The organism is Calidifontibacter terrae (genome assembly GCF_054778835.1).
This window is the reverse complement of record NZ_BAAGZF010000006.1, coordinates 470,852-490,552: the sequence shown is the minus strand read 5'-3', so window position 1 is coordinate 490,552 and position 19,701 is coordinate 470,852. Positions and strand designations below refer to the sequence as shown.

The following is a 19,701-nucleotide window of genomic DNA, read 5'->3' as shown; positions in this document are numbered from 1 at the left end:
GCGGGACGGTCTGGGAGACTGGCGCCATGACGCGTGAGATCAAGTCGGTGGGTGTGATCGGGCTCGGAACCATGGGAGCCGGGATCGTCGAAGTGTTCGCTCGAGCCGGAGTCGCGGTGGTTGCCGTTGACGGAACCGTGGAGCTCGCCGAGCGCGGTCGCGGCTTTCTGACCGGGTCGCTGGACCGCCAGGTCAGCAAGGGTCGGTTGGAACAAACGCAGCGCGACGAGATCGTCGGCCGCGCCACCTTCAGCGCTTCGCTGACGGATCTGAAGGACGTTGACCTGGTCATCGAGGCCGTCCCGGAGCGGATGGAGATCAAAACCTCGATCTTCACCCAGCTCGACGGGATCGTCCGCGAGGACTGCGTGTTGGCTACCAATACTTCGAGCTTGTCGATCACCGCGATCGCAGCGGCGACCAAGCACCCGCAGCGCGTCATCGGGATGCACTTCTTCAACCCGGCGCCGATCTTGGCCTTGGTCGAGGTCATCACCACCCTGCTGGTCGACGAGTCGCTCGTGACGGCCGTCCGCGACCTGTCGCTGAAGCTCGGCAAGAAGCCCGTAGTCGTGCGCGACCGCGCCGGATTCGTGGCCAACGCGCTTTTGATCACCTATCTCGCCCGGGCGATCCGAACGTACGAGACGGGCCACGTGAGCCGAGAAGACCTCGACGACGCTGGCCGCATCGGCATCGGTTTCCCCATGGGCCCGCTCACCCTGAGTGACCTCATCGGCCTCGACGTGGTCAAGGAGGTCTGCGACGTTCTCTACGCCGCAACCAAGGACCCCTCGGCCGCGCCGCCGGCGCTGCTCGAGCAGATGGTGGCCGCCGGTCGCCTCGGTCGCAAGACCGGCCATGGTTTCTACGCGTACGAAAAGCCCGGTTCGGGCGCTGTCGCCGACCCGGCCGCCGAGCGGGACTTCGGTTCGGCTGCCGCCAATGTCGTTCTGTTGGGCGACGGTCCGGTGGCCGATGCCGCCGCGCAGGCGCTCGGTCCGGTCACCCGGTTCGGTGCCGACCAGGCCGCGGCGGTGACCCTCAAGGGTGCCGACCTGGTCGTGGTCGCGCTGGGCGAGCCCGACGGCGACGTCGAGGCCGAGTCCTGGATCACACCGGCCATTCGCCAGCTCGACGGCTCGACGGTTGTCGCCGCCACCGACCCCTTCTCCCGTTACGCCGCCACCGTCGACCTCGACGATGACGTTGAGATCGTCGAGATCGACATCCACGCTGCGACGAAGGCCGGCCAGGTGGCGGAGGTCGTACGAGCCCTGCACAGTGACGACGCGGCGGTCGACACCGTCCACGCGACCTTGCGCGCTGCCGGCCTGCGAACCCTGCACTCCCGCGACCGGGCTGGCCGAATCGTCGACGCCCTGTTGCTGCCGCATCTGAACGACGCGGTGAAGATGCTCGACTCCGGCTACGCAACGACGAGCGACATCGACACCGCGATGACTGCCGGTTGTGGCTACCCGCAGGGGCCGTTCGCGTACATCGATCAGATCGGTGTCGAGGAGACGCTGATGGGGATCGCGGCGCTCTACGACGAGAACCCGGAGCCGGCTCTGGCCCCGTCGCCGCTGTTCGTCGACCACCTCGCGGCCGACCGATCGTTCCTCGAAGGCTGATCGTGCCCCGGCGCAACCGCCGTACGCCCGGCTCGTCGCAGCCGCCGCGGGACCTCTCGCGGATGCTCGAGGTGGGGGTGCGAGTGGAGTCCTACGCGGGCCAGCGCTGGAATGCACGGTCCGTACGAGCGAACAGCGCCGGGCGGTCCTACACCTGCCCGGGCTGTCAGCAGGTCGTCACCTCCGGCGAGCCACACGTGGTCGCCTGGCCGGCCGAGGGGTTGGGCGACTTGTCTGATCGCCGGCATTGGCACACCCCGTGCTGGACCGCGCGCGACCGTCGTCCGCCGCGCGGGTCGTGGCGTTAGTGGGCGCTCGGCTCCACCAACTCGACCAGCACTCCGCCCGCGTCCTTGGGGTGGATGAAGTTGATCCGGCTGCCGGCGGTGCCGCGGCGCGGCTCGTCGTAGAGCAGCCGTAGACCTCGCTCGCGCAGAGTCGCCGAGACCGCTGCGACGTCGGTGACGCGATAGGCCATCTGCTGGATGCCCGGCCCGGAGCGGTCCAGGAACTTGCCGATGGACGACTCGGGGGTCAGCGGGGCGAGCAACTGGATGTGGGCATGCGGGGCGGCCGGATCGCCGACGGTCATCATCGCCTCACGGACGCCCTGTTCGGTGTTGGTTTCCTCGTGAGCCAGAGTCATACCGTAGGTGTCGCGGTAGAACGCAATCGCTGCGTCGAGGTCGACAACGGCGATGCCCACGTGGTCGAGGGCTTCGAACAGATGGGTGGGAACGGCAGCAGTCATTGCCCAAGACTAGGCTGGGAGGCAGATCACATTCCCAAGCTGGAGGACACTTCGATGGCTGACAACGACGCGCGCACCCCTGTGCTGGTGGCTGGCGCCCGCACCCCGATGGGCCGTTTGCTCGGCTCGCTGAAGGATTTCTCGGGCACCGACCTGGGCGGTCTTGCGATCAAGGGTGCCCTGGAGAAGTCGGGCATCTCCGGCGACGACGTGGACTACGTGATCATGGGTCAGGTGCTCACCGCCGGCGCCGGCCAGATCCCGGCCCGCCAGGCTGCCGTGAAGGGCGGCATCCCGATGACCGTCCCCGCTCTGACCGTCAACAAGGTCTGCCTCTCTGGCGTCGATGCGATCGCTTTGGCCGCGCAGCTGATCCGCGCCGGCGAGTTCGACACCGTGGTGGCCGGTGGCCAGGAGTCGATGAGCCAAGCGCCGCACTTGTTGGCCAAGAGCCGCGAGGGCTTCAAGTATGGCGACGTGACGATGAAGGACCACATGGCCTACGACGGTCTGTGGGATGCACTGACCGATCAGGCGATGGGCAACCTCACCGAGGACGCCAACAAGGGTGACCAGGAGTTCAGCCGCGCGCAGCAGGATGAATTCTCGGCCCGCAGCCACCAGCTTGCGGCGAAGGCTTGGAAGGACGGTCTGTTCGACGACGAGGTCGTCACCGTCTCGATCCCGCAGCGCAAGGGCGACCCGATCGAGTTCAAGAAGGACGAGGGCATTCGCGCTGACACCACGAGCGATTCGCTCGGCAAACTGCGTCCGGCGTTCAGTAAGGACGGAACGATTACCGCCGGTTCCGCCTCGCAGATCTCCGACGGCGCTTGCGCGGTGGTGGTGATGAGCAAGGAGAAGGCCCAGGAGAAGGGTCTGACCTGGATCGCCGAAATCGGTGCCCACGGAGTTGTCGCCGGCCCGGACTCCTCGCTGCAGTCGCAGCCGGCGAATGCGATCGCCCGTGCCTGCGAGAAGGAAGGCATCACTCCGGCCGACCTCGACCTGATCGAAATCAACGAAGCGTTCGCGGCAGTCGGCCTGGCCTCGACCAAGCAGCTCGGCGTAGACGCCGACAAGGTCAACGTCAACGGTGGCGCGATCGCCTTGGGCCACCCGATCGGGATGTCCGGCGCCCGCATCACCCTTCACCTCGCGCTCGAACTGGCGCGTCGGGGCGGCGGCGTCGGCGCGGCGGCGTTGTGTGGTGGCGGCGGGCAGGGCGATGCGCTGATCGTCCGCGTGCCGAAGGCATGACGAGCAGCTCATGAGCATGCGTACGGCCGATGTGCCGACGCTTGTGGTGGCGGCCCGGGAGGGGAATCCCCGGGCCGTCGCTCGTCTCATCAGTCTGGTCGAGAACGGCGATCCGCGATTGCAAGAGGTGATGACGGCGCTCGCGCCGCACACCGGCGGCGCCTGGATCATTGGCCTGACTGGATCGCCGGGCGTCGGCAAGTCCACGACCACCAGTGCGCTGGTCGGAGCGTTCCGCTCGCGGGGGCTCCGCATCGGTGTGTTGGCCGTCGACCCGAGTTCCCCGTTCTCTGGCGGGGCGTTGTTGGGGGACCGGATCCGATTGCTCGATCACGGCGCCGACCCGGAGGTCTACGTCCGCTCGATGGCGTCGCGCGGCCACCTGGGTGGGTTGTCCTGGGCCGCTCCACAGGCGCTGCGAGTCCTCGATGCGGCTGGCTGCGAAGTGATCTTGGTCGAGACCGTCGGTGTCGGGCAGAGCGAGGTCGAGATCGCCGGCCTTGCTGACACCACCGTCGTGTTGTTGGCGCCCGGGATGGGCGACGGCATTCAGGCGGCAAAGGCCGGAATCCTCGAGGTCGGTGACGTGTTCGTGGTGAATAAGGCCGACCGCGATGGGGTCGACGCCACGGTGCGCGACCTGCGCCACATGATCAGCCTGGGGCAGGCGTCGGAGCCGGGATCCTGGCGGCCGCCGGTGGAGAAGTTGATCGCCTCGCGCGGAACCGGTCTGGACGAGGTCGTCGCTGCCCTCGACAAGCATCGTGAGTGGGCCGCCAGCAACGGTGAGGTCGATCGTCGTCGCCGGGCGCGGGCCCGCGGTGAGATTGAACAGATCGCGTTGCGCACCCTGCGCGGCAGAATGGGTGATCTGGGTTCGGGTCGTGAGGTGGATGACCTCGCCGCTGCGGTGGTTTCCGGGCGCAGCGACCCCTACTCCGCTGCCGCACAACTGCTCGAAAGCCTTTGACCCACAGCCAGGTTCACGTTTCGTTTTGTCCGACCAGTCCGATCCACCTGGGAGACCCGCATGGTGATCAAGCCGATGATCCTGTTGATCAGCGCAGCCCACGAAGAGGTCCTCTGCGGTGAGTTCCGGCGCTACGAGCGCGACTACGAGGTGGTCTGCGTTCCGACACTGGCCGATGGGTTGCGGGCCGCGCAGCGGGTGATTGCCTTTGGCGGCCAGCTCGCGCTGGTGGCCGCGGAGTTCTCGCTCGCCGACACCCCCGGGCTGGTGGCGCTGGACTGCATCCACGCGCTGAGCCCAACGGTGAAGCGACTGTTGCTGCTCGGCTGGGGCGAGTTCCGTTCCACCCGTGTTGTCGTGCGCGAAGCGATGCAGCTGGGTCGCCTCGATGCGCCGCTCACCATTCCGCGGGGGGCGCGCGACGAAGAGTTCCACACCGCGATCACCGAGATGTTGTCCGACTGGGCTTGGACCTCGACCGGGCCGGTCATTGCAGCCGTCGAGTTGGTGGCGCCTGCGGGAGTCGCGGCGCTCGGCCGGTTACGCGACTACTTCGATCGCCAGGGGGTGCCGACCCGCACCTCCGCGCCCGAGAGCGAGGTCGGTCGCGAGTTGATCGAGCAACTGCGGGCGGGAGGCCACGACGGTGAGATCGAGTTCCCCCTGGTCAGCTCCGCGTTCGGTGGTCTGCTGCAGAATCCGAGCATTGAGCAGGTGTCGTCCTACCTCTCCGACACGTCTGCCGATCTGACCGCCGAGGTCTTCGATCTCGTGATTGTCGGCGGCGGTCCAGCCGGCCTGGCGGCATCGGTCTACGGCGCGTCCGAGGGTCTTCGTACCGTCGTCTTGGACGCCGACGCGATCGGCGGGCAGGCGGGCTCGAGTTCGATGATTCGCAACTACCTCGGCTTCCCGCGGGGCATCTCCGGGATGCGGCTGGCCCAACGGGCCCGCACCCAGGCGGCGCGCTTCGGCGCCGACCTCCGCTCGGGCTGCCGAGTGTCCGGCGTCGAGTTCGGCAGCGACGGCGAACCGCACCTGCTGCACACGCCGCAGGGCGATGTCCGAACCCGTGCGTTGCTGGTCGCGACCGGGGTGAAATACCGCCGGATCGGTGTCGAATCGATCGATGCGCTGGTGGGTCTCGGGGTCTACTACGGCGCCGCGACGTCGGCCGCTCGGGAGTGCATCGGCGGCCACGCGATCGTGGTGGGTGGCGGGAACTCGGCCGGCCAAGCCGCGGTGCACCTAGCGAAGTTCGCCCGCATCGTCTCTGTGGTCGTACGCCGTCCGGATCTGAGCGAAACGATGTCGGACTACCTCATCCGGGAGATCGAAGGCAACCCGCGGATCAAGGTTGTCGGCAACGCGGAGGTCATTGACGCGGGTGGCTCTGGCCACCTCGAATGGGTCCGAATCCGCAACAATGCGACCGGCGAAGAGTTCACCAAGGAAGCCAGCGGGTTGTTCCTGTTGATCGGCGCCCACCCTTGCACCGAGTTCCTGCCGGCTCAAGTCGCACGCGATGGCGCCGGCTACGTGGTGACCGGTCGGGATGTGCCGATGGACACCTGGCGAGCGGGCTGTCCGCCGGCTGCTCTGGAGACCACCGTGGCCGGTGTCTACGCGGTCGGCGACATCCGCGCCGGCTCGATGAAGCGTGTGGCGTCGGCCAGCGGCGAGGGAGCTGCCGCGGTGCCATTGGTGCACGAGTACCTGGCCGCGATTGCGGATGCCTCCGCCGACGCATCCGTGGACGCCTCGGCCACCGCCTGAGCATGGTCTATCTAATTGGTGGGATTTAGGGCACCAGTGGGCGGCTATCGTTCAGGAGTCACCGTACGACCGCAGGAGGTCACCTGTGCAGATCACGGCGCGTAGCGACTACGCCGTCCGAGCGGCGCTCGAGATGGCTGTCGTCTACCCCGATCGACTGACCGTCGATCGGATCGTGGCCGAGCAGGACATGCCCCGCAAGTTCGTCGAGGCCATTCTGAGCCAGTTGCGCCGCAGCGGCTTGGTGCAGACGCAACGGGGGAGCGCCGGCGGCTATGCGCTCGCCCGCTCGCCGAACGAGATCACCGTTGGTGACATCATCCGCAGCGTCGATGGACCGTTGGCGGAGATTCACGGCGTACGGCCGCATGAGCTTCGCTACGACGGCGTTGCCGAGAATCTGCCGCTCCTGTGGGTTGCACTGCGCTCCAGCATGCGGGCGGTGCTCGACGTGGTGACCCTGCAGCAGTTGGCAGCAGGGAAGTTCCCACCCTCGGTGCGTCGGCTCGGGGAAGCCGATGACGCGTGGTTGCCGCGCTGACAACACTTAGAGTGGCGACATGCTCTTCGCCTTCTCTGTTGCACCCTCCACCACCGACGACCCGACCGGCTCGGTCAGCAAGGCCGTCGCGGCCGCGCTGAAGGTCGTGCAGGATTCGGGTCTGCCCTACGAACTCGGCTCGATGTTCACCACGATCGAGGGTGAGTGGGACGAGTGCATGGCGGTCATCAAGGCGGCGACCGAGACCGTCGGTCAGCACAGCCCGCGGGTCAGTCTCGTGGTCAAGGCCGATATCCGTCCGGGCTACGACGGACAGATCACGGCGAAAGTCGCGCGGGTTAACGAGCACCTCAAGCAGGCCTGAATGTCTTTGGAGCGCTACGAAATCCGCCGACCGCGGCCCGAAGATGCTCCTAGCCTCGGCCGCGCCCACGTTCGGATCTGGCAGGAGGCGTACGCCGGGTTGATGGATGCCGACTACCTCGCCGACCTCGACCCGAAGCAGCGTGAGGCGCGCTGGGACACCATCATCGCGACGATGCCAGCTGGCCGCCGAACGTTGATTGCGATCGAGCGGGAGTCGGGCGAGGCGGTCGGATTCATCACCGTCGATGTCGCGCGCGACGAGGATCCCGCAACCCCGCTCGAACTCTGGGCGATCAATCTGCTGGCCGCCCACCACGGCACCGGCCTCGCGCAGGCGTTGGTCGACCAAGCCCTCGGGGATGATGACGCCTACCTCTGGGTGGTTGAGGGGAACGAGCGGGCCCAGAGCTTCTACCGGCGCAATGGGTTTGCGCTCGACGGCGGCACCAAACGCGACGAAGAACTCGAGGTCGACGAGTTGCGAATGACGCGGAGAAGGTGAAGTAGCCGCTCAGCCCTGCTGCAACGCAGCCCGTTCGATCTCCAGGATCGACGCCGAGTGGCGCTGCGCCTCGTAGGCCTCCTTGCCGCCGCGCACTCCGAACAGGCGCTTGCTCCAGACCAGCCAGACGACCGCGGCGAGGTTCAGCAGGAAGGTCCCGACCCGCAACACGGTGAACTTCTCGATCAGGTCGTAGATCTCGTACGGCAGGAAGATCGAGGTGCCGATGACCGCCACATATTCGCCCCAGCGCTTCATGACCCACAGCCCGACGCCCTCCAGGCATTCGATCAGGCCATACGCAATGACACCGAAGACCACCAGCTGCAGGGTGTGATGCCCGGTCGAGAATGCCTTGTTGGCCATTCGGACCGGGAAGGAGTCGTAGAGGTCGATCCCGAGTTTGTCCGTGACCTGCTTCACCGCAGGCAGATAGTCGTTGAAAACGCGGTGCAGCGAGTCGCGCGCTCCGTTGAACTTCCAGACGCCGTACGCGAGCAGGAAGAGCAGCAGGCCTCGCCCGAAGCGCTCAATCGCCAGGAACCGCATGATGAATGCATCGCGAAGAGCTTTGCCGCGCAACGGGATCGGTGCATCGTCCTCTGGTCCTTGCCCCACTGGGGCGCCGACGACGTACGACCCGCAACGCAAGCAGCGCCACGCCTCGCCTTGCGCAGTGGTCACACGCAGCCGATCGGCGAGGTCAGGTGTGTCGGTCGGGGCATACGTGAGATGACCGTGGCGGCCGCACGAGCGCAGCTCCCAACGGTGGCCGACGTCTGTCTTCGTAGTCATTGCGCGCATCGTACGGTCCGAACCGGGGAACCGGGTGACCCCGACGCCGCCGACGCGATCAGCCACAATGGAGGCATGTCCAACAACCCGATCAACGCTGCCGCCCTGCGCGGTGCCGTCGACTTGTCAGCCCTCTCCCGTCCCGCAAGCCCCGCCGCTGCAGGCGCCCCGGCCACCGGTGGTGCTTCCGGTGGGTCCTACGTCGTTGAGGTCGACGACCACTCGTTCAACGACGCCGCCGCTCAGTCGATGCAGGTTCCGGTGTTGTTCGCGCTGTGGTCATCCAGCCAGCCGGACAGCCGTCCACATATCGACGATCTCGCCGATCTGGTGAACAGCTACGGCGGACGCTTCCTGCTGGCCGTCGCCGACATCACCAAGGCGCTGCAGATCAGGCAGGCGCTGCAGGTGCAACAGATCCCGATGGTGCTCGCGATCATCGGTGGCCGCCCGATGCCGCTCTATGTCGGCGATCAGCCCATGGATCAGGTGCGGCCGGTGCTTGACCAGGTGCTCCAAGCGGCGGCCGAGGCTGGAGTCACTGGCCGGGTCGAGGGCGCTCCTGCCGTCGACGACCAGTCCGCCGCGGGGGAGGAAGAGCTGCCCCTTTCGCCGCATCACGAGGCCGCGTTCGCCGCGATCGAAGCGGGCGACTACGACGCCGCGATCGGTGCGTACAACGCTGCGCTGCAGTCGGATCCCGAGGACGAAGACGCTCGCCTCGGTCTCGGCCAGGTCACCCTGCTCAAGCGCACCGACGGCATCGACCTGCAGACCGCCCGCGCGGAGGCCGCAGCCAATCCGACCGACGTCGCCAAGCAGACGATGGTGGCCGATCTCGACACCCTCGGCGGACACATCGAGGATGCGTTCCTGCGACTGATCGAGCTGGTCAAGGCGACGAGCGGCGACGAGCGCAACCAGGCGCGCGAACACCTGATCGGCTTGTTCGACGTCGTCGGTGTCTCTGACCCGCGGGTCAAGAAGGCGCGTACGGCCCTGATGTCGGCTCTCTACTGACCCGTGCCCCGCCTGCGGTTTCCCGATCCTGATCGCCGCTTTCGGTCGGTGCGGCTCGACGCACCGACCGGCGGGCCGTGCGAATATCGCGCAGGCGGTTGGGAGCGCGCGGTGCGGGCGAACGGTTTCGATCGACTGGAATACCAGTTCGTCGCGGGCCGCCGGGCCTACCTCGATCCGGCGAACCCCCTGGTGGTGCAGACCGATTTCGGTCCGCGCAGCGAGTGGCGGGCCGCGTCGTACGTGGAACCCGCTTGGCTCTCCGCCCCGGCGACGCCGGGCACCCTGACCACCTTGGAACTGCCCAGCGCGTTGGCGAAGCCTCTGTCGGTGCAGGTTTGGCAACCGGAGGGCTTGGGTGACAGCCCGGCGCCGCTGATGTGGTGTCACGACGGCTCGGGCTACCTGAAACGCGCGCGCATCGACCAGTGGGCCGGGTCGAAGATCGCCGCGGGGGAGTTGCCGCCCATGCGCATCGCGCTGTCCGATGCGCCGCGCCGGATGCAGTGGTATTCCGGCTCTCCGCGCTATCTGCGCAGCGTACGGCGAGCGCTGGACGATCTGCACCAGCGATACGCGATCAACGCTCCCGTCGCGGTCATCGGGGCCAGCCTCGGCGGCCTGACCTCGCTGCTGATTGGAATGAGCGATCCCCGGGTGGGTGCGGTCTTCAGCCAGTCCGGGTCCTTCTTCGATCCGCGAATCGACACCAGCGACAACGTGTTTCGGTGGTTCGACCGGATCGCAGTCGCGGTCGACGGGATCCGCGCCACGCCCACGAGGGCCGAGTTGCTCATCGGGATGACTTGCGGGGCGAAGGAAGAGAACGAGAACATCAACGCCGCGCTGTGGCGTCACCTGCGCGCGGGCGGCTGGGATGCGTCGTACGAAGCAAATCCGGACCTGCACAACTGGGTCGGCTGGCGCGACTGTCTGGATCCGATCCTGCCGAACCTGTTGCAACGGGCGTGGAGTGCGGTTGGATGAACGGGTGCAAGGCGAGCGAGTAGAACTGACCGTCCCCGGCACCGACCAGGGGCTCGGGGTCATTCGACATGGCCACTGGGGGCGCCCGGTGATCGTGTTCCCTAGTGAAGCCGGCAGAGCCGAGGACTTCGCAAACAACGGCATGGTCGACGCGGTGCAGAACCTCGTCGACGAAGGGCGAGTGTCCTTCTTCTGCGTCGACTCGGCCGATCAGTGGACCTGGTCGGACAACAGCCAACCGACCGAATCCCGGGCTCGCGGCCACCAGTTCTACACGCGGTGGCTCACCGACGCCGTCGCGCCCTACATCGCCGAACAGACCGGCGGAGTGTTGTCCGCTATCTCGGTGGGGGTCTCGATGGGCGCCTACCACGCGGTCCATTTCACGCTTACCAATCCGCATCTTTCGCCACTGGGAATTGGGCTCTCCGGCAACTACGATCCGACCACCTGGCATGGCTGGGGTGACATCGGTGACGCGACCTACTTCGCGAACCCGATGTCCTACGTCGCGGGCATGGAGGGCGCCCACCTCGACTGGGTGCGGCAGACGGCATCTGTATTGCTCGTGGTCGGGCAAGGGCCGTTCGAGTGGGAGCCGACGCGTTCCCTGCCATCGACCCGTGGCTTCGCAAACGTGCTGCAGCAAAAGGGAATTCCCCACGAACTCGACGAGTGGGGCACCGACAGCGCACACGACTGGCCGTGGTGGCAAAAGCAACTCGCCTACCACCTTCCGCGTTTCTGCTGAACAACTGTTATTCCTGAGGAGGAACAGATGAGCGAACACCTGATCGGGCTACTGCTGGGTGCCGAAGAGGACTGGCCGCAGGCGTTCGAAGAGTTGCTGCGGCGCATGGGGCCGGTGAAGGGCCTCGACGGATCCAGCCACGAAATCCGCTCTGAGCGGATGACCATCGAGCCGTTCAACCTGCGCGACAAACCACGCACCGACCTGGTGATCGACCGACTCGCCCATTGGTATTACCACCCGCGTGAGTGGCTGAAGAAGGTCGCGCTCATGGACGACGTCTATCTGCTCAACAGCCCGTTCACCTTCCAGGCGATGGAGAAGCACGCCGCCTATTGCGCGCTGATGCGGATGGGGATGCACGTCCCCGAGACCGTTCTGGTTCCCTACAAAAACCCGGTCGACAACTCGCGCTGGGCCTATACCTCGAGCAAATACAACCGGTCGTTCGATCTGGACTCGGTCGCCGCAGAGCTTGGCTACCCGATGTTCATGAAACCCTTCGACGGCGGTGCCTGGCGTGGGGTCTCCCAGATCCGCAACGAGCGTGACCTGCACGCCGCCTACGACGAGTCCGGCGAGATGCTGATGCACCTGCAGAAGGCGGTCGACGGCTTCGAGGTCTTCGCCCGGGCCCTGACCATCGGCCCGGAGACGATGGTGATGAAGTTCCGCCCCGACGAGCCGATGCACGACCGCTACGAGGTGGCCTACGACTTCCTGACCCCGGAAATCGGCGCGGAGACCCGCACCATCGCGCAAACGGTCAACGCATTCTTCCGCTGGGAGTTCAACAGCTGCGAGATGTTGGTCAAGGATGGCGTCGTCTACCCGATCGACTACGCCAATGCCTGCCCCGACGTCGCGATCACCTCACTGCACTACTACTTCCCGTGGGCAATCAAGTCGCTGCTGAAGTGGTCGGTGTTCTGCATGGTTTCCGGACGCAAGGCGAAGACCCTGGTCGACGTCGACCCGTGGTTCAAGATTGCTGACGCCGATACGCCGTACGAAGACAAGTTGGTCGCCTATCAAAAGCTGTCCGACGACCACTTCGAGACCGAGAAGTACCGCGACTTCGTCGAGAGCTCGCTCGGCGACGTCGATGAGATGGTGCTCGACTGGGTGCTCTCCGACGAGTTCGACCGGCTGCTGGTCGAGACGGTGAAATCCACCTATCCCGAACACGAACACGAACGCTTCCTGGCGCACTTCCGGGGGCTGACCGGGTTGTGGGCGAAGGACGAGGAGAAAATCCTCGGCTGACCCGCCGATCCGCTGTCAGCTCAGCGCCGCGTCGACGATCTGCTTGGCCTCGGCCTGCACCTGCTTCAGATGGGCCGCACCCTTGAACGACTCGGCGTAGATCTTGTAGACGTCCTCGGTGCCCGAGGGGCGCGCGGCGAACCAGGCGCTCTCGGTGGTCACTTTCAGGCCGCCAACTGCCGCATCGTTGCCCGGCGCCTTGGTCAGCTTCGCCGTGATCGGTTCTCCGGCAAGGGAATCGGCCGGGACGTCGTCGGGGGAGAGGGCGGCAAGCTTCGCCTTCTGCGTTCGGTCGGCGGGGGCGTCAATGCGTTCGTACGCGGGTGCACCGAACTGTTCGACCAGGTCGGCGTAGTGCTTACTCGGCGACTTCCCGGTGGCCGCCTGGATCTCCGAGGCGAGCAGCGCGAGCAGGATGCCGTCCTTGTCGGTCGACCAGACCGAACCATCCATCCGCAGGAACGAGGCGCCCGCGGACTCCTCGCCGCCGAACCCGACCGAACCGTCGAGCAGCCCGGGCACGAACCACTTGAACCCAACCGGGACCTCCCAGAGGGTCGCGCCGATGGAGGCGACCACCCGGTCGATCATCGAGCTGGACACCAGGGTCTTGCCGACCCGGTCGCTCTTCCAGTTCGGCCGCGCACCGCCGTACAAATACTGGATCGCGACCGCGAGGTAGTGATTCGGGTTCATCAGCCCGGCGTCGGGTGTGACGATGCCGTGGCGGTCGGAGTCGGCGTCGTTGCCGGTCGCGATGTCGAACTTTTCACGTTGCGCGATCAGCGAGGCCATCGCCGACGGCGACGAGCAGTCCATCCGGATCTTGCCGTCCCAGTCCAGCGTCATGAACCGCCACGTCGGGTCGACCAGCGGGTTGACCACGGTCAGGTCGAGGCCGTGCCGGTCGGCGATCTCGCCCCAGTAGGCCACGGCGGCGCCGCCCAACGGGTCGGCACCAATGCGAATGCCAGCCGCCTTGATCTTCGCCAGATCAACCACGTTCGGCAGGTCGTCGACGTAGGTCCCGAGGAAGTCGTACGGCTTCGCAGCCGCGCGCGCCCGAGCGAACGGAGCGCGCTTCACCCCCTCGAGCCCAGCCCTCAAGTAGTCGTTCGCGGCGGCCGCGATGACCTTCGTCGCGTCACTGTCCGCCGGACCGCCGTGGGGCGGGTTGTACTTGAAACCGCCGTCGTACGGCGGGTTGTGCGATGGGGTGACGACGATGCCGTCGGCGAGGCCGGAGCCCGTCGTACGACCCCGGTTGGCGCGCAGGATCGCGTGGGACACCGCGGGCGTGGGGGTGTAGCCGTCCCGCGAATCGACCAGCACCTCAACGTCGTTGGCGACCAGCACCTCCAGCGCCGAGACCCACGCCGGTTCGGAGAGCCCGTGGGTGTCGCGACCGATGAACAGCGGCCCGTCGTAACCCTGCTCGCGCCGGTAGTCGACGATCGCCTGGGTCGTGGCCAGGATGTGGGCCTCGTTGAACGCACCCTTCAGCGAGGAGCCACGGTGACCGGAGGTGCCGAACACGACCTGTTGGTCGAGGTTCTCCGGGTCGGGCTCGATCGCGTAATAGGAGGTGAGCAGGTGTGGAATGTCCACCAGGTCGCTGGGTCGGGCGAGCTGGCCGGCGCGGTCACTGCTCATCAGAGTTCCTCGGTCCCGGGGGTGGCGGTGGGCGTGGCGGGAGGTTTCGACACGTCGCTCGTTCCTCGCGACGGCTCAACCAACGTGGTCGGGGTCTCAGCCGGGCCCGCGAACCACAGCGTCGACAGCGGCGGGAGGGTGACCCGCGCCGAGAACGGCTGACCGTCGCACGGCTCGTCGGTCGCCTCGATCGCGCCGAGGTTCCCGCGACCGCTACCGCCGTAGTTCTCCGCGTCGGTGTTGAGCACCTCCTGCCAGACACCCGCGCGCGGCAACCCAATGCGTACGTCGGAGTGTTCGACGCCGCTCAGGTTCGACACAGCGGCGATCACATCACCATTGGCCCCGAGGCGCAGGTAGGAGTAGGTGTTGCCCGAAGCATCGTCGGCGTCGATCCACCGGAACCCCGCTTCGGAGTTGTCCAGCTCCCATAGCGCCGGGTGTGCTGTGTAGACCCGGTTGAGGTCCTTGACCAACGCGTGAACGCCCCAGTGCGATGGCTGGTCCAGCAGCCACCAGTCGAGGCTGCGGCCGTCGGCCCACTCCGACTCCTGGGCGAATTCGGTTCCCATGAAAAGCAATTGCTTGCCTGGGTGGGACCACATGTGGCCGAGCAGCGCGCGCAGATTCGCGAGCTGCTGCCAACGGTCGCCGGGCATCTTGCGCAGCAGCGAGCCCTTGCCGTGGACGACCTCGTCGTGGCTGATCGGCAGCATGAACTGTTCGCTGAACGCGTAGGTCAGGCCGAAGGTCAGCTTGTGGTGGTGATACATCCGGTGCTCGGGGCGCTCGTGGAAGTAGTCGAGCGTGTCGTGCATCCAGCCCATGTTCCATTTGAAACCGAAGCCGAGACCGCCAGCGCTGGTCGGCTTGGTGACGCCCGGCCAGGAGGTCGACTCCTCAGCGATCATCACGGTGCCGGGCACGCGCCGGTAGGTCGTGGCGTTCGTCTCCTGCAGCAACTGCATTGCGTCGAGGTTCTCGCGGCCGCCGAACTCGTTCGGGATCCACTCACCCTCGTTGCGCGAGTAGTCGAGATAGAGCATCGAGGCGACACCGTCGACGCGCAGCCCGTCGGCGTGGAACTCCTGCAGCCAATAGACCGCGTTGGCGACCAGGAAGTTGCGGACCTGCGGCCGACCGAAGTCGAAGATGTAGCTGCCCCACTCGTTGTGCCATCCCTTGCGCGGGTCGGGGTGCTCGTAGAGGGCAGTGCCGTCGAACTTAGCTAGAGCCCATTCGTCGGTGGCGAAGTGACCCGGAACCCAGTCGAGAAGAACGCCAATTCCGTTGCGGTGCAACATGTCGACCAGGAATCGGAAGTCATCGGGCGAACCGAATCGGGAGTTCACGGCGTAGTAGCCGGTCACGTGGTAGCCCCAGGACGGCGGATACGGGTGTTCCATCACCGGCATGAACTCGACGTGGGTGAAGCCCAGGTCCTTCACGTAGTTGACCAGGTGCTCGGCCATGTCGCGGTAGGTCGACCCCTGGCGCCACGAGCCCGGGTGGACCTCGTAAACGCTCATCGGGCCGGAGTGCGGGTCGCGCGCCAGCCGATCAGCGATCCACTGGTCGTCACCCCATTCGTAGGTGGATTCCTCCACGATCGAGGCCGTCGCCGGAGCGACCTCGGACTGCCGCGCCATCGGGTCGGCCTTGCTGCGCCAGACCCGGTCGGCGCAGAGCACCGAGAACTTGTAACGGGTGCCCGCGCCGACATCCGGCACGAAGATCTCCCAGACCCCCGTGGTGCCCAGGCGCCGCATCGGGTGGGCGTAACCATCCCACTGGTTGAAGTCACCGATCACCCGCACGCCGAGCGCATTCGGCGCCCAGACCGCGAAGGAGGTGCCGCGCACATCGCCGGTGGGGCCGGAGTAGGTGTGGACCCGCGCGCCGAGGATCTCCCACAACTGTTCGTGGCGGCCCTCGCCGTGCAGGTGCAGGTCCATCTCGCCCAGCGTCGGCAGGAACCGGAACGGGTCGTCAGCGACGTGGTCGACACCGTCCTCATAGGTCGCCACGACGCGGTAGTCGGGCACGCTCTCGCCGGGCACCCGCGCTGCCCAGATTCCACTGGTGTCGTGGTCGAGCGGAACCATGGAGCCGTCGGCCAGCCGCACCGAGACCGTCTTCGCCAGCGGCCGCAAGACCCGAACGTACGGGCCCTGGTCGTCGACCTGCCCACCCAACACGCTGTGCGGATCGGAGTGGGTGCCGCGCAGAACTGCGCTGGCGGCTTCCGCGCTCAACCGCGGGGCCGGGGTAGTGGTGGGGGAGCCGGTCATGTCGTCCTCCTGGTTCGGCCCACTGGATTTGTCGCCGAGCAAACGCTCGAGCGCGCCGAGGGGGATCGGCAGCCAGGTGGGTCGGTTTTGTGCTTCGTACAGGACTTCGTACGCGGCCTTGTCGGCCTCGAAGACCTGCAGCAGCGGTGGGTGGTCGGCCGGCGAGAGTCCGCCGGCCTGCTCGTAACCGGCCACGAACGCGTTCCGCGCGGCGGTGGCCCAGTCGGCACGATCGGCATCGACGGAGGCCGCGGCGTAGTCGAACGACCGCAGCATGCCGGCGATATCGCGCAGCGGACAGTCGAGCATGTTCCGTTGAGACAACGGTCGCAGCGGCTCGCCCTCGAAGTCCAACAGCACCCAGCCCCGGTCGGGCGCGTCGAGCACCTGGCCGAGGTGGTAGTCACCGTGAATGCGTTGTAGGTCAGGCCAATTCGCGGTGAGCGCCTGCTGCAGCAGGGCTTCGTACGCCGGACGGTGCCGCTCCAGCGGCGGATGAATACGCGCCGCGGTGTCGAACCGGCGGCGCATCTCGGCGACCACCGACTCGGCCCGGGCCGGGGTGACCGTCGCGTTCGGCATCGCCGACGCGAGGATCTCGTGGACCTCCGCCGTGGCCACACCCAACGCTCGGGCGTGGTCGCTCCAGTCGATCCCGGCCTCGGCTGCGACGAGGGCTTCGCGCCATGCATCCTGAACGCCGGGCAGGAACTCCTGCAAGAAGGCAAGGTGGCCGGCCGCGTTGCCGGTTGGAACCTCAGCATCGGGCCACATGCCGGTGAGGTAGCCAACTGTCGCCGGCACCCGGATGGAGCCGGTGGCCGAGATCGCCGACTGCAATTGCACGTCGGGGTTGAGCCCGTCCTGCAGAACTCGGAACACCTTGAGGATCAACGGCTTTGCCACACCGTCAGCGCTGCGGGTGTCGATGATGATCGAGGTGTTCGACTGCTCGCCGGACAACACGCGCGCGCTCTCGATCTGCGGCAGCTGCTGCTCGCGAGACCCACTGCCCTGCACCCGCACGCTCGCCGGCAGTGGTCCGGCCGGTCGGCCGGTTGTGCCCGGCGCGTACTCGACCTCGGCCTGTCGGCCGCCAGTCAGAATTGCCCACAGAACGGTCTGCACGAACACCGGGTCGTGGCAGCCGTCGTAGACATAGCGGGTGCCGAGTGCGGAGTGCTCGGTGGTGCCGACGTACGCCCGCTCGCCGCCTTCCAGCGGCGCGCCGCGATAGGTGAGCGGCACCTGGTAGACGGTGGGTGGGCTGACGGATTCATCGCGCACCAGCAGGACCTCGACACCGACCTCACCCTCGGGGTCGTCGAAGCGGTAGCCGCCTACCGACGTCAACGATGGGATGCCGGATTTGCCGGTGTACCAACGCTGTTCACCGATCCAGGCGGTGAGCAGCTCGAGCTTGGTGGGCGTCAAAGTCGCCGCGTTAAGGATGGCCACTACTCAACTCCTGCCGGACGCACAGCCAGCCAGAAGAAGTCGCGCGAGCCGAGGGTGAGGGTCACCGCGCCGTCGTCGCCGACAGCGGGGAAGTGGCTGCCACCGAAGACATCGCGCAACCGCGCCCCGGCCAACTCCGCCGGGAGCTGAACGGTGACCGCCTGCGGCCGGGAGGACAGGTTGTTCAGGCAGAACACCTGAGGCACCTCTACCTCGTGATCCTGCGCCTCTTGCGGGTCGACGGTGCGGGTGAAGGCCAGAACAGCGTCGTTGTCACTCTGGTGCAATTGGAAGTCGCCCAAGCCGAAGGCCGGGTAGGACGCGCGGACCAGCAGCATCTCGCGAACCCAGTGCAGCAACGAGGCGGAGGAGGCCATCTGGGCCTCCACATTCACGTTGTTGTGGTGGTAGACGAGGCTGGAGATCACCGGCAGGTAGAGCTTGCCCGGATCGGCGGTGGAGAACCCGGCGTTGCGGTCGGGGGTCCACTGCATCGGGGTGCGAACCGCGTCGCGGTCGTTGAGCCAGATGTTGTCGCCCATGCCGATCTCGTCGCCGTAGTAGAGGCAGGGCGAACCCGGCAGCGACAGCAGCAACGCGTGGATCAGTTCGATCTCAGCGCGCGAGTTGTCCAGCAGCGGCGCGAGCCTGCGGCGGATCCCGACGTTGGCCCGCATCCGAGAGTCCGGGGCGTACCAGCCGTACATCGCGGCGCGTTCCTCCGGCGTGACCATCTCGAGCGTGAGCTCGTCGTGGTTGCGTAGGAAGGTGCCCCACTGGGTGCCCTTCGGGATGGCCGGCGTCTCGTTCAGGACGTCGACGATCGAGGTGGCCGTCTCCTCACGCAGCGCGTAGTAGAGCCGTGGCATGACCGGGAAGTGGAAGCACATGTGGCATTCCGGCGCCTCTTCGCTGCCGAAATAGTCGACCACCTCATGCGGCATCTGGTTCGCCTCGGCCAGCAGCACCCGCCCGGGATATTCGCGGTCGACCATCGCGCGCAGTTCGACCAGGAAATCGTGGGTCTTGGGGTGGTTCTCGCCGTTGTGTCCCTCTTCCACGAAGAGATACGGGACGGCGTCGAGCCGGAATCCGTCGATGCCGAGGTCCATCCAGAAGCGGACGATGTCGAACATCTCCTCCTGCACCTTCGGGTTCTCGAAGTTGAGATCCGGTTGGTGGGAGAAGAAGCGATGCCAGAAGAACTGACGGCGTACGGGGTCGAACGTCCAGTTCGACACCTCGGTGTCGACGAAGATGATGCGCGCTTCGGTGTACTTGTCGTCGGAGTCAGACCAGACGTAGTAGTCCGCGTAAGGCCCCTCCGGGTCGCTGCGCGAAGCCTGGAACCACGGGTGGGCGTCGCTGGTGTGGTTCATCACGAAGTCGGTGATGACCCGGATGCCGCGGGCGTGCGCCTGCGAGACCAGTTCGGTGAACTCCGGAAGGGTGCCGAACTCGGGCAACACGGCTTTGTAGTCGGCAATGTCGTAGCCACCGTCGCGCAGCGGCGATGCATAGAACGGCGGCAACCAGAGACAGTCGACACCGAGCCACTGCAGATAATCGAGCCGGTTGATCAGGCCGCTGAAGTCACCCGAACCATTCCCGGTGGAGTCGCCGAAGGCGCGCACCAGAACTTCGTAGAAGACCGCCTTGCGGAACCACTGGGTGTCATGTTTGAGACCGGGCTGGTTCAAGTTGAAGCTGTTCATC

General features: G+C 66.5%; 17 protein-coding genes. 12 read left to right on the top strand and 5 right to left on the bottom strand.

Features of this window, described 5'->3' with window-relative positions:
• Window positions 1-26 precede the first annotated feature (26 nt).
• Both ACYU98_RS10485 and ACYU98_RS10480 read left to right on the top strand, forming a co-directional pair.
• Window positions 27-1,637, top strand: coding sequence for a 3-hydroxybutyryl-CoA dehydrogenase (locus ACYU98_RS10485; protein WP_460468150.1), 1,611 nt, complete (start codon window positions 27-29; stop codon window positions 1,635-1,637).
• A 2-nt stretch (window positions 1,638-1,639) separates the two neighbouring features.
• Window positions 1,640-1,945 carry a hypothetical protein gene (locus ACYU98_RS10480; protein WP_460468149.1) on the top strand — a complete coding sequence of 102 codons (306 nt, stop codon included), beginning with the start codon at window positions 1,640-1,642 and terminating at the stop codon, window positions 1,943-1,945.
• Here ACYU98_RS10480 and mce read toward each other — a convergent pair.
• On the bottom strand, window positions 1,942-2,388 hold the full coding sequence (gene mce / locus ACYU98_RS10475; protein ID WP_460468148.1) for a methylmalonyl-CoA epimerase: 447 nt from the start codon (window positions 2,386-2,388) through the stop codon (window positions 1,942-1,944). The genes ACYU98_RS10480 and mce overlap by 4 nt on opposite strands.
• 54 nt (window positions 2,389-2,442) lie before the next feature.
• On the opposite strand from mce, the gene ACYU98_RS10470 reads away from it, so the two are divergent.
• The 6 genes from ACYU98_RS10470 to ACYU98_RS10445 all read left to right on the top strand — a co-directional run bounded on the left by ACYU98_RS10470 (window position 2,443) and on the right by ACYU98_RS10445 (window position 7,764).
• Window positions 2,443-3,648 carry an acetyl-CoA C-acetyltransferase gene (locus ACYU98_RS10470; RefSeq protein ID WP_460468147.1) on the top strand — a complete coding sequence of 402 codons (1,206 nt, stop codon included), beginning with the start codon at window positions 2,443-2,445 and terminating at the stop codon, window positions 3,646-3,648.
• A gap of 10 nt (window positions 3,649-3,658) precedes the next feature.
• Window positions 3,659-4,618: a methylmalonyl Co-A mutase-associated GTPase MeaB gene (meaB, locus tag ACYU98_RS10465; protein ID WP_460468146.1), complete on the top strand. Its 960-nt coding sequence runs from the start codon at window positions 3,659-3,661 to the stop codon at window positions 4,616-4,618.
• A gap of 60 nt (window positions 4,619-4,678) precedes the next feature.
• Window positions 4,679-6,394 (top strand): NAD(P)/FAD-dependent oxidoreductase, encoded by a 1,716-nt coding sequence (locus ACYU98_RS10460; RefSeq protein WP_460468145.1) that lies wholly within the window; start codon window positions 4,679-4,681, stop codon window positions 6,392-6,394.
• Window positions 6,395-6,479: 85 nt separating this feature from the next.
• On the top strand, window positions 6,480-6,935 hold the full coding sequence (locus ACYU98_RS10455; protein WP_460468144.1) for an RrF2 family transcriptional regulator: 456 nt from the start codon (window positions 6,480-6,482) through the stop codon (window positions 6,933-6,935).
• Window positions 6,936-6,954: 19 nt separating this feature from the next.
• Window positions 6,955-7,260, top strand: coding sequence for an MTH1187 family thiamine-binding protein (locus ACYU98_RS10450; RefSeq protein WP_460468143.1), 306 nt, complete (start codon window positions 6,955-6,957; stop codon window positions 7,258-7,260).
• Entirely contained in the window at window positions 7,261-7,764 is a 504-nt protein-coding gene (locus ACYU98_RS10445; RefSeq protein ID WP_460468142.1) for a GNAT family N-acetyltransferase, read from the top strand. It begins immediately after the preceding gene.
• A gap of 9 nt (window positions 7,765-7,773) precedes the next feature.
• Here ACYU98_RS10445 and ACYU98_RS10440 read toward each other — a convergent pair whose 3' ends face one another.
• Window positions 7,774-8,559: a DUF2127 domain-containing protein gene (locus ACYU98_RS10440; protein ID WP_460468141.1), complete on the bottom strand. Its 786-nt coding sequence runs from the start codon at window positions 8,557-8,559 to the stop codon at window positions 7,774-7,776.
• 75 nt (window positions 8,560-8,634) lie between these two features.
• On the opposite strand from ACYU98_RS10440, the gene ACYU98_RS10435 reads away from it, so the two are divergent.
• The 4 genes from ACYU98_RS10435 to ACYU98_RS10420 all read left to right on the top strand — a co-directional run bounded on the left by ACYU98_RS10435 (window position 8,635) and on the right by ACYU98_RS10420 (window position 12,583).
• Window positions 8,635-9,579 (top strand): tetratricopeptide repeat protein, encoded by a 945-nt coding sequence (locus tag ACYU98_RS10435; protein WP_460468140.1) that lies wholly within the window; start codon window positions 8,635-8,637, stop codon window positions 9,577-9,579.
• 111 nt (window positions 9,580-9,690) lie between these two features.
• Window positions 9,691-10,566 carry an alpha/beta hydrolase gene (locus tag ACYU98_RS10430; protein ID WP_460468139.1) on the top strand — a complete coding sequence of 292 codons (876 nt, stop codon included), beginning with the start codon at window positions 9,691-9,693 and terminating at the stop codon, window positions 10,564-10,566.
• The gene (locus tag ACYU98_RS10425; protein ID WP_460468138.1) at window positions 10,553-11,317 is read left to right on the top strand and encodes an esterase family protein; all 765 of its coding nucleotides are present in this window, start codon (window positions 10,553-10,555) and stop codon (window positions 11,315-11,317) included. Before ACYU98_RS10430 ends, ACYU98_RS10425 begins: the two co-directional genes overlap by 14 nt.
• A gap of 27 nt (window positions 11,318-11,344) precedes the next feature.
• The gene (locus ACYU98_RS10420; RefSeq protein ID WP_460468137.1) at window positions 11,345-12,583 is read left to right on the top strand and encodes an ATP-grasp domain-containing protein; all 1,239 of its coding nucleotides are present in this window, start codon (window positions 11,345-11,347) and stop codon (window positions 12,581-12,583) included.
• A 15-nt stretch (window positions 12,584-12,598) separates the two neighbouring features.
• Here ACYU98_RS10420 and pgm read toward each other — a convergent pair whose 3' ends face one another.
• Genes pgm through treS form a run of 3 tightly spaced genes read right to left on the bottom strand, consistent with a single transcriptional unit; the run spans window position 12,599 to window position 19,700 of the window.
• Window positions 12,599-14,236, bottom strand: a complete 1,638-nt coding sequence (gene pgm / locus ACYU98_RS10415) for a phosphoglucomutase (alpha-D-glucose-1,6-bisphosphate-dependent) (RefSeq protein WP_460468136.1) — start codon at window positions 14,234-14,236, stop codon at window positions 12,599-12,601.
• Window positions 14,236-17,985 (bottom strand): 1,4-alpha-glucan branching protein GlgB, encoded by a 3,750-nt coding sequence (gene glgB, locus ACYU98_RS10410; RefSeq protein WP_460468135.1) that lies wholly within the window; start codon window positions 17,983-17,985, stop codon window positions 14,236-14,238. The genes pgm and glgB overlap by 1 nt, the downstream gene beginning before the upstream one ends.
• Window positions 17,985-19,700 carry a maltose alpha-D-glucosyltransferase gene (gene treS / locus ACYU98_RS10405; RefSeq protein WP_460468134.1) on the bottom strand — a complete coding sequence of 572 codons (1,716 nt, stop codon included), beginning with the start codon at window positions 19,698-19,700 and terminating at the stop codon, window positions 17,985-17,987. The genes glgB and treS overlap by 1 nt, the downstream gene beginning before the upstream one ends.
• Window position 19,701: the final 1 nt, after the last annotated feature.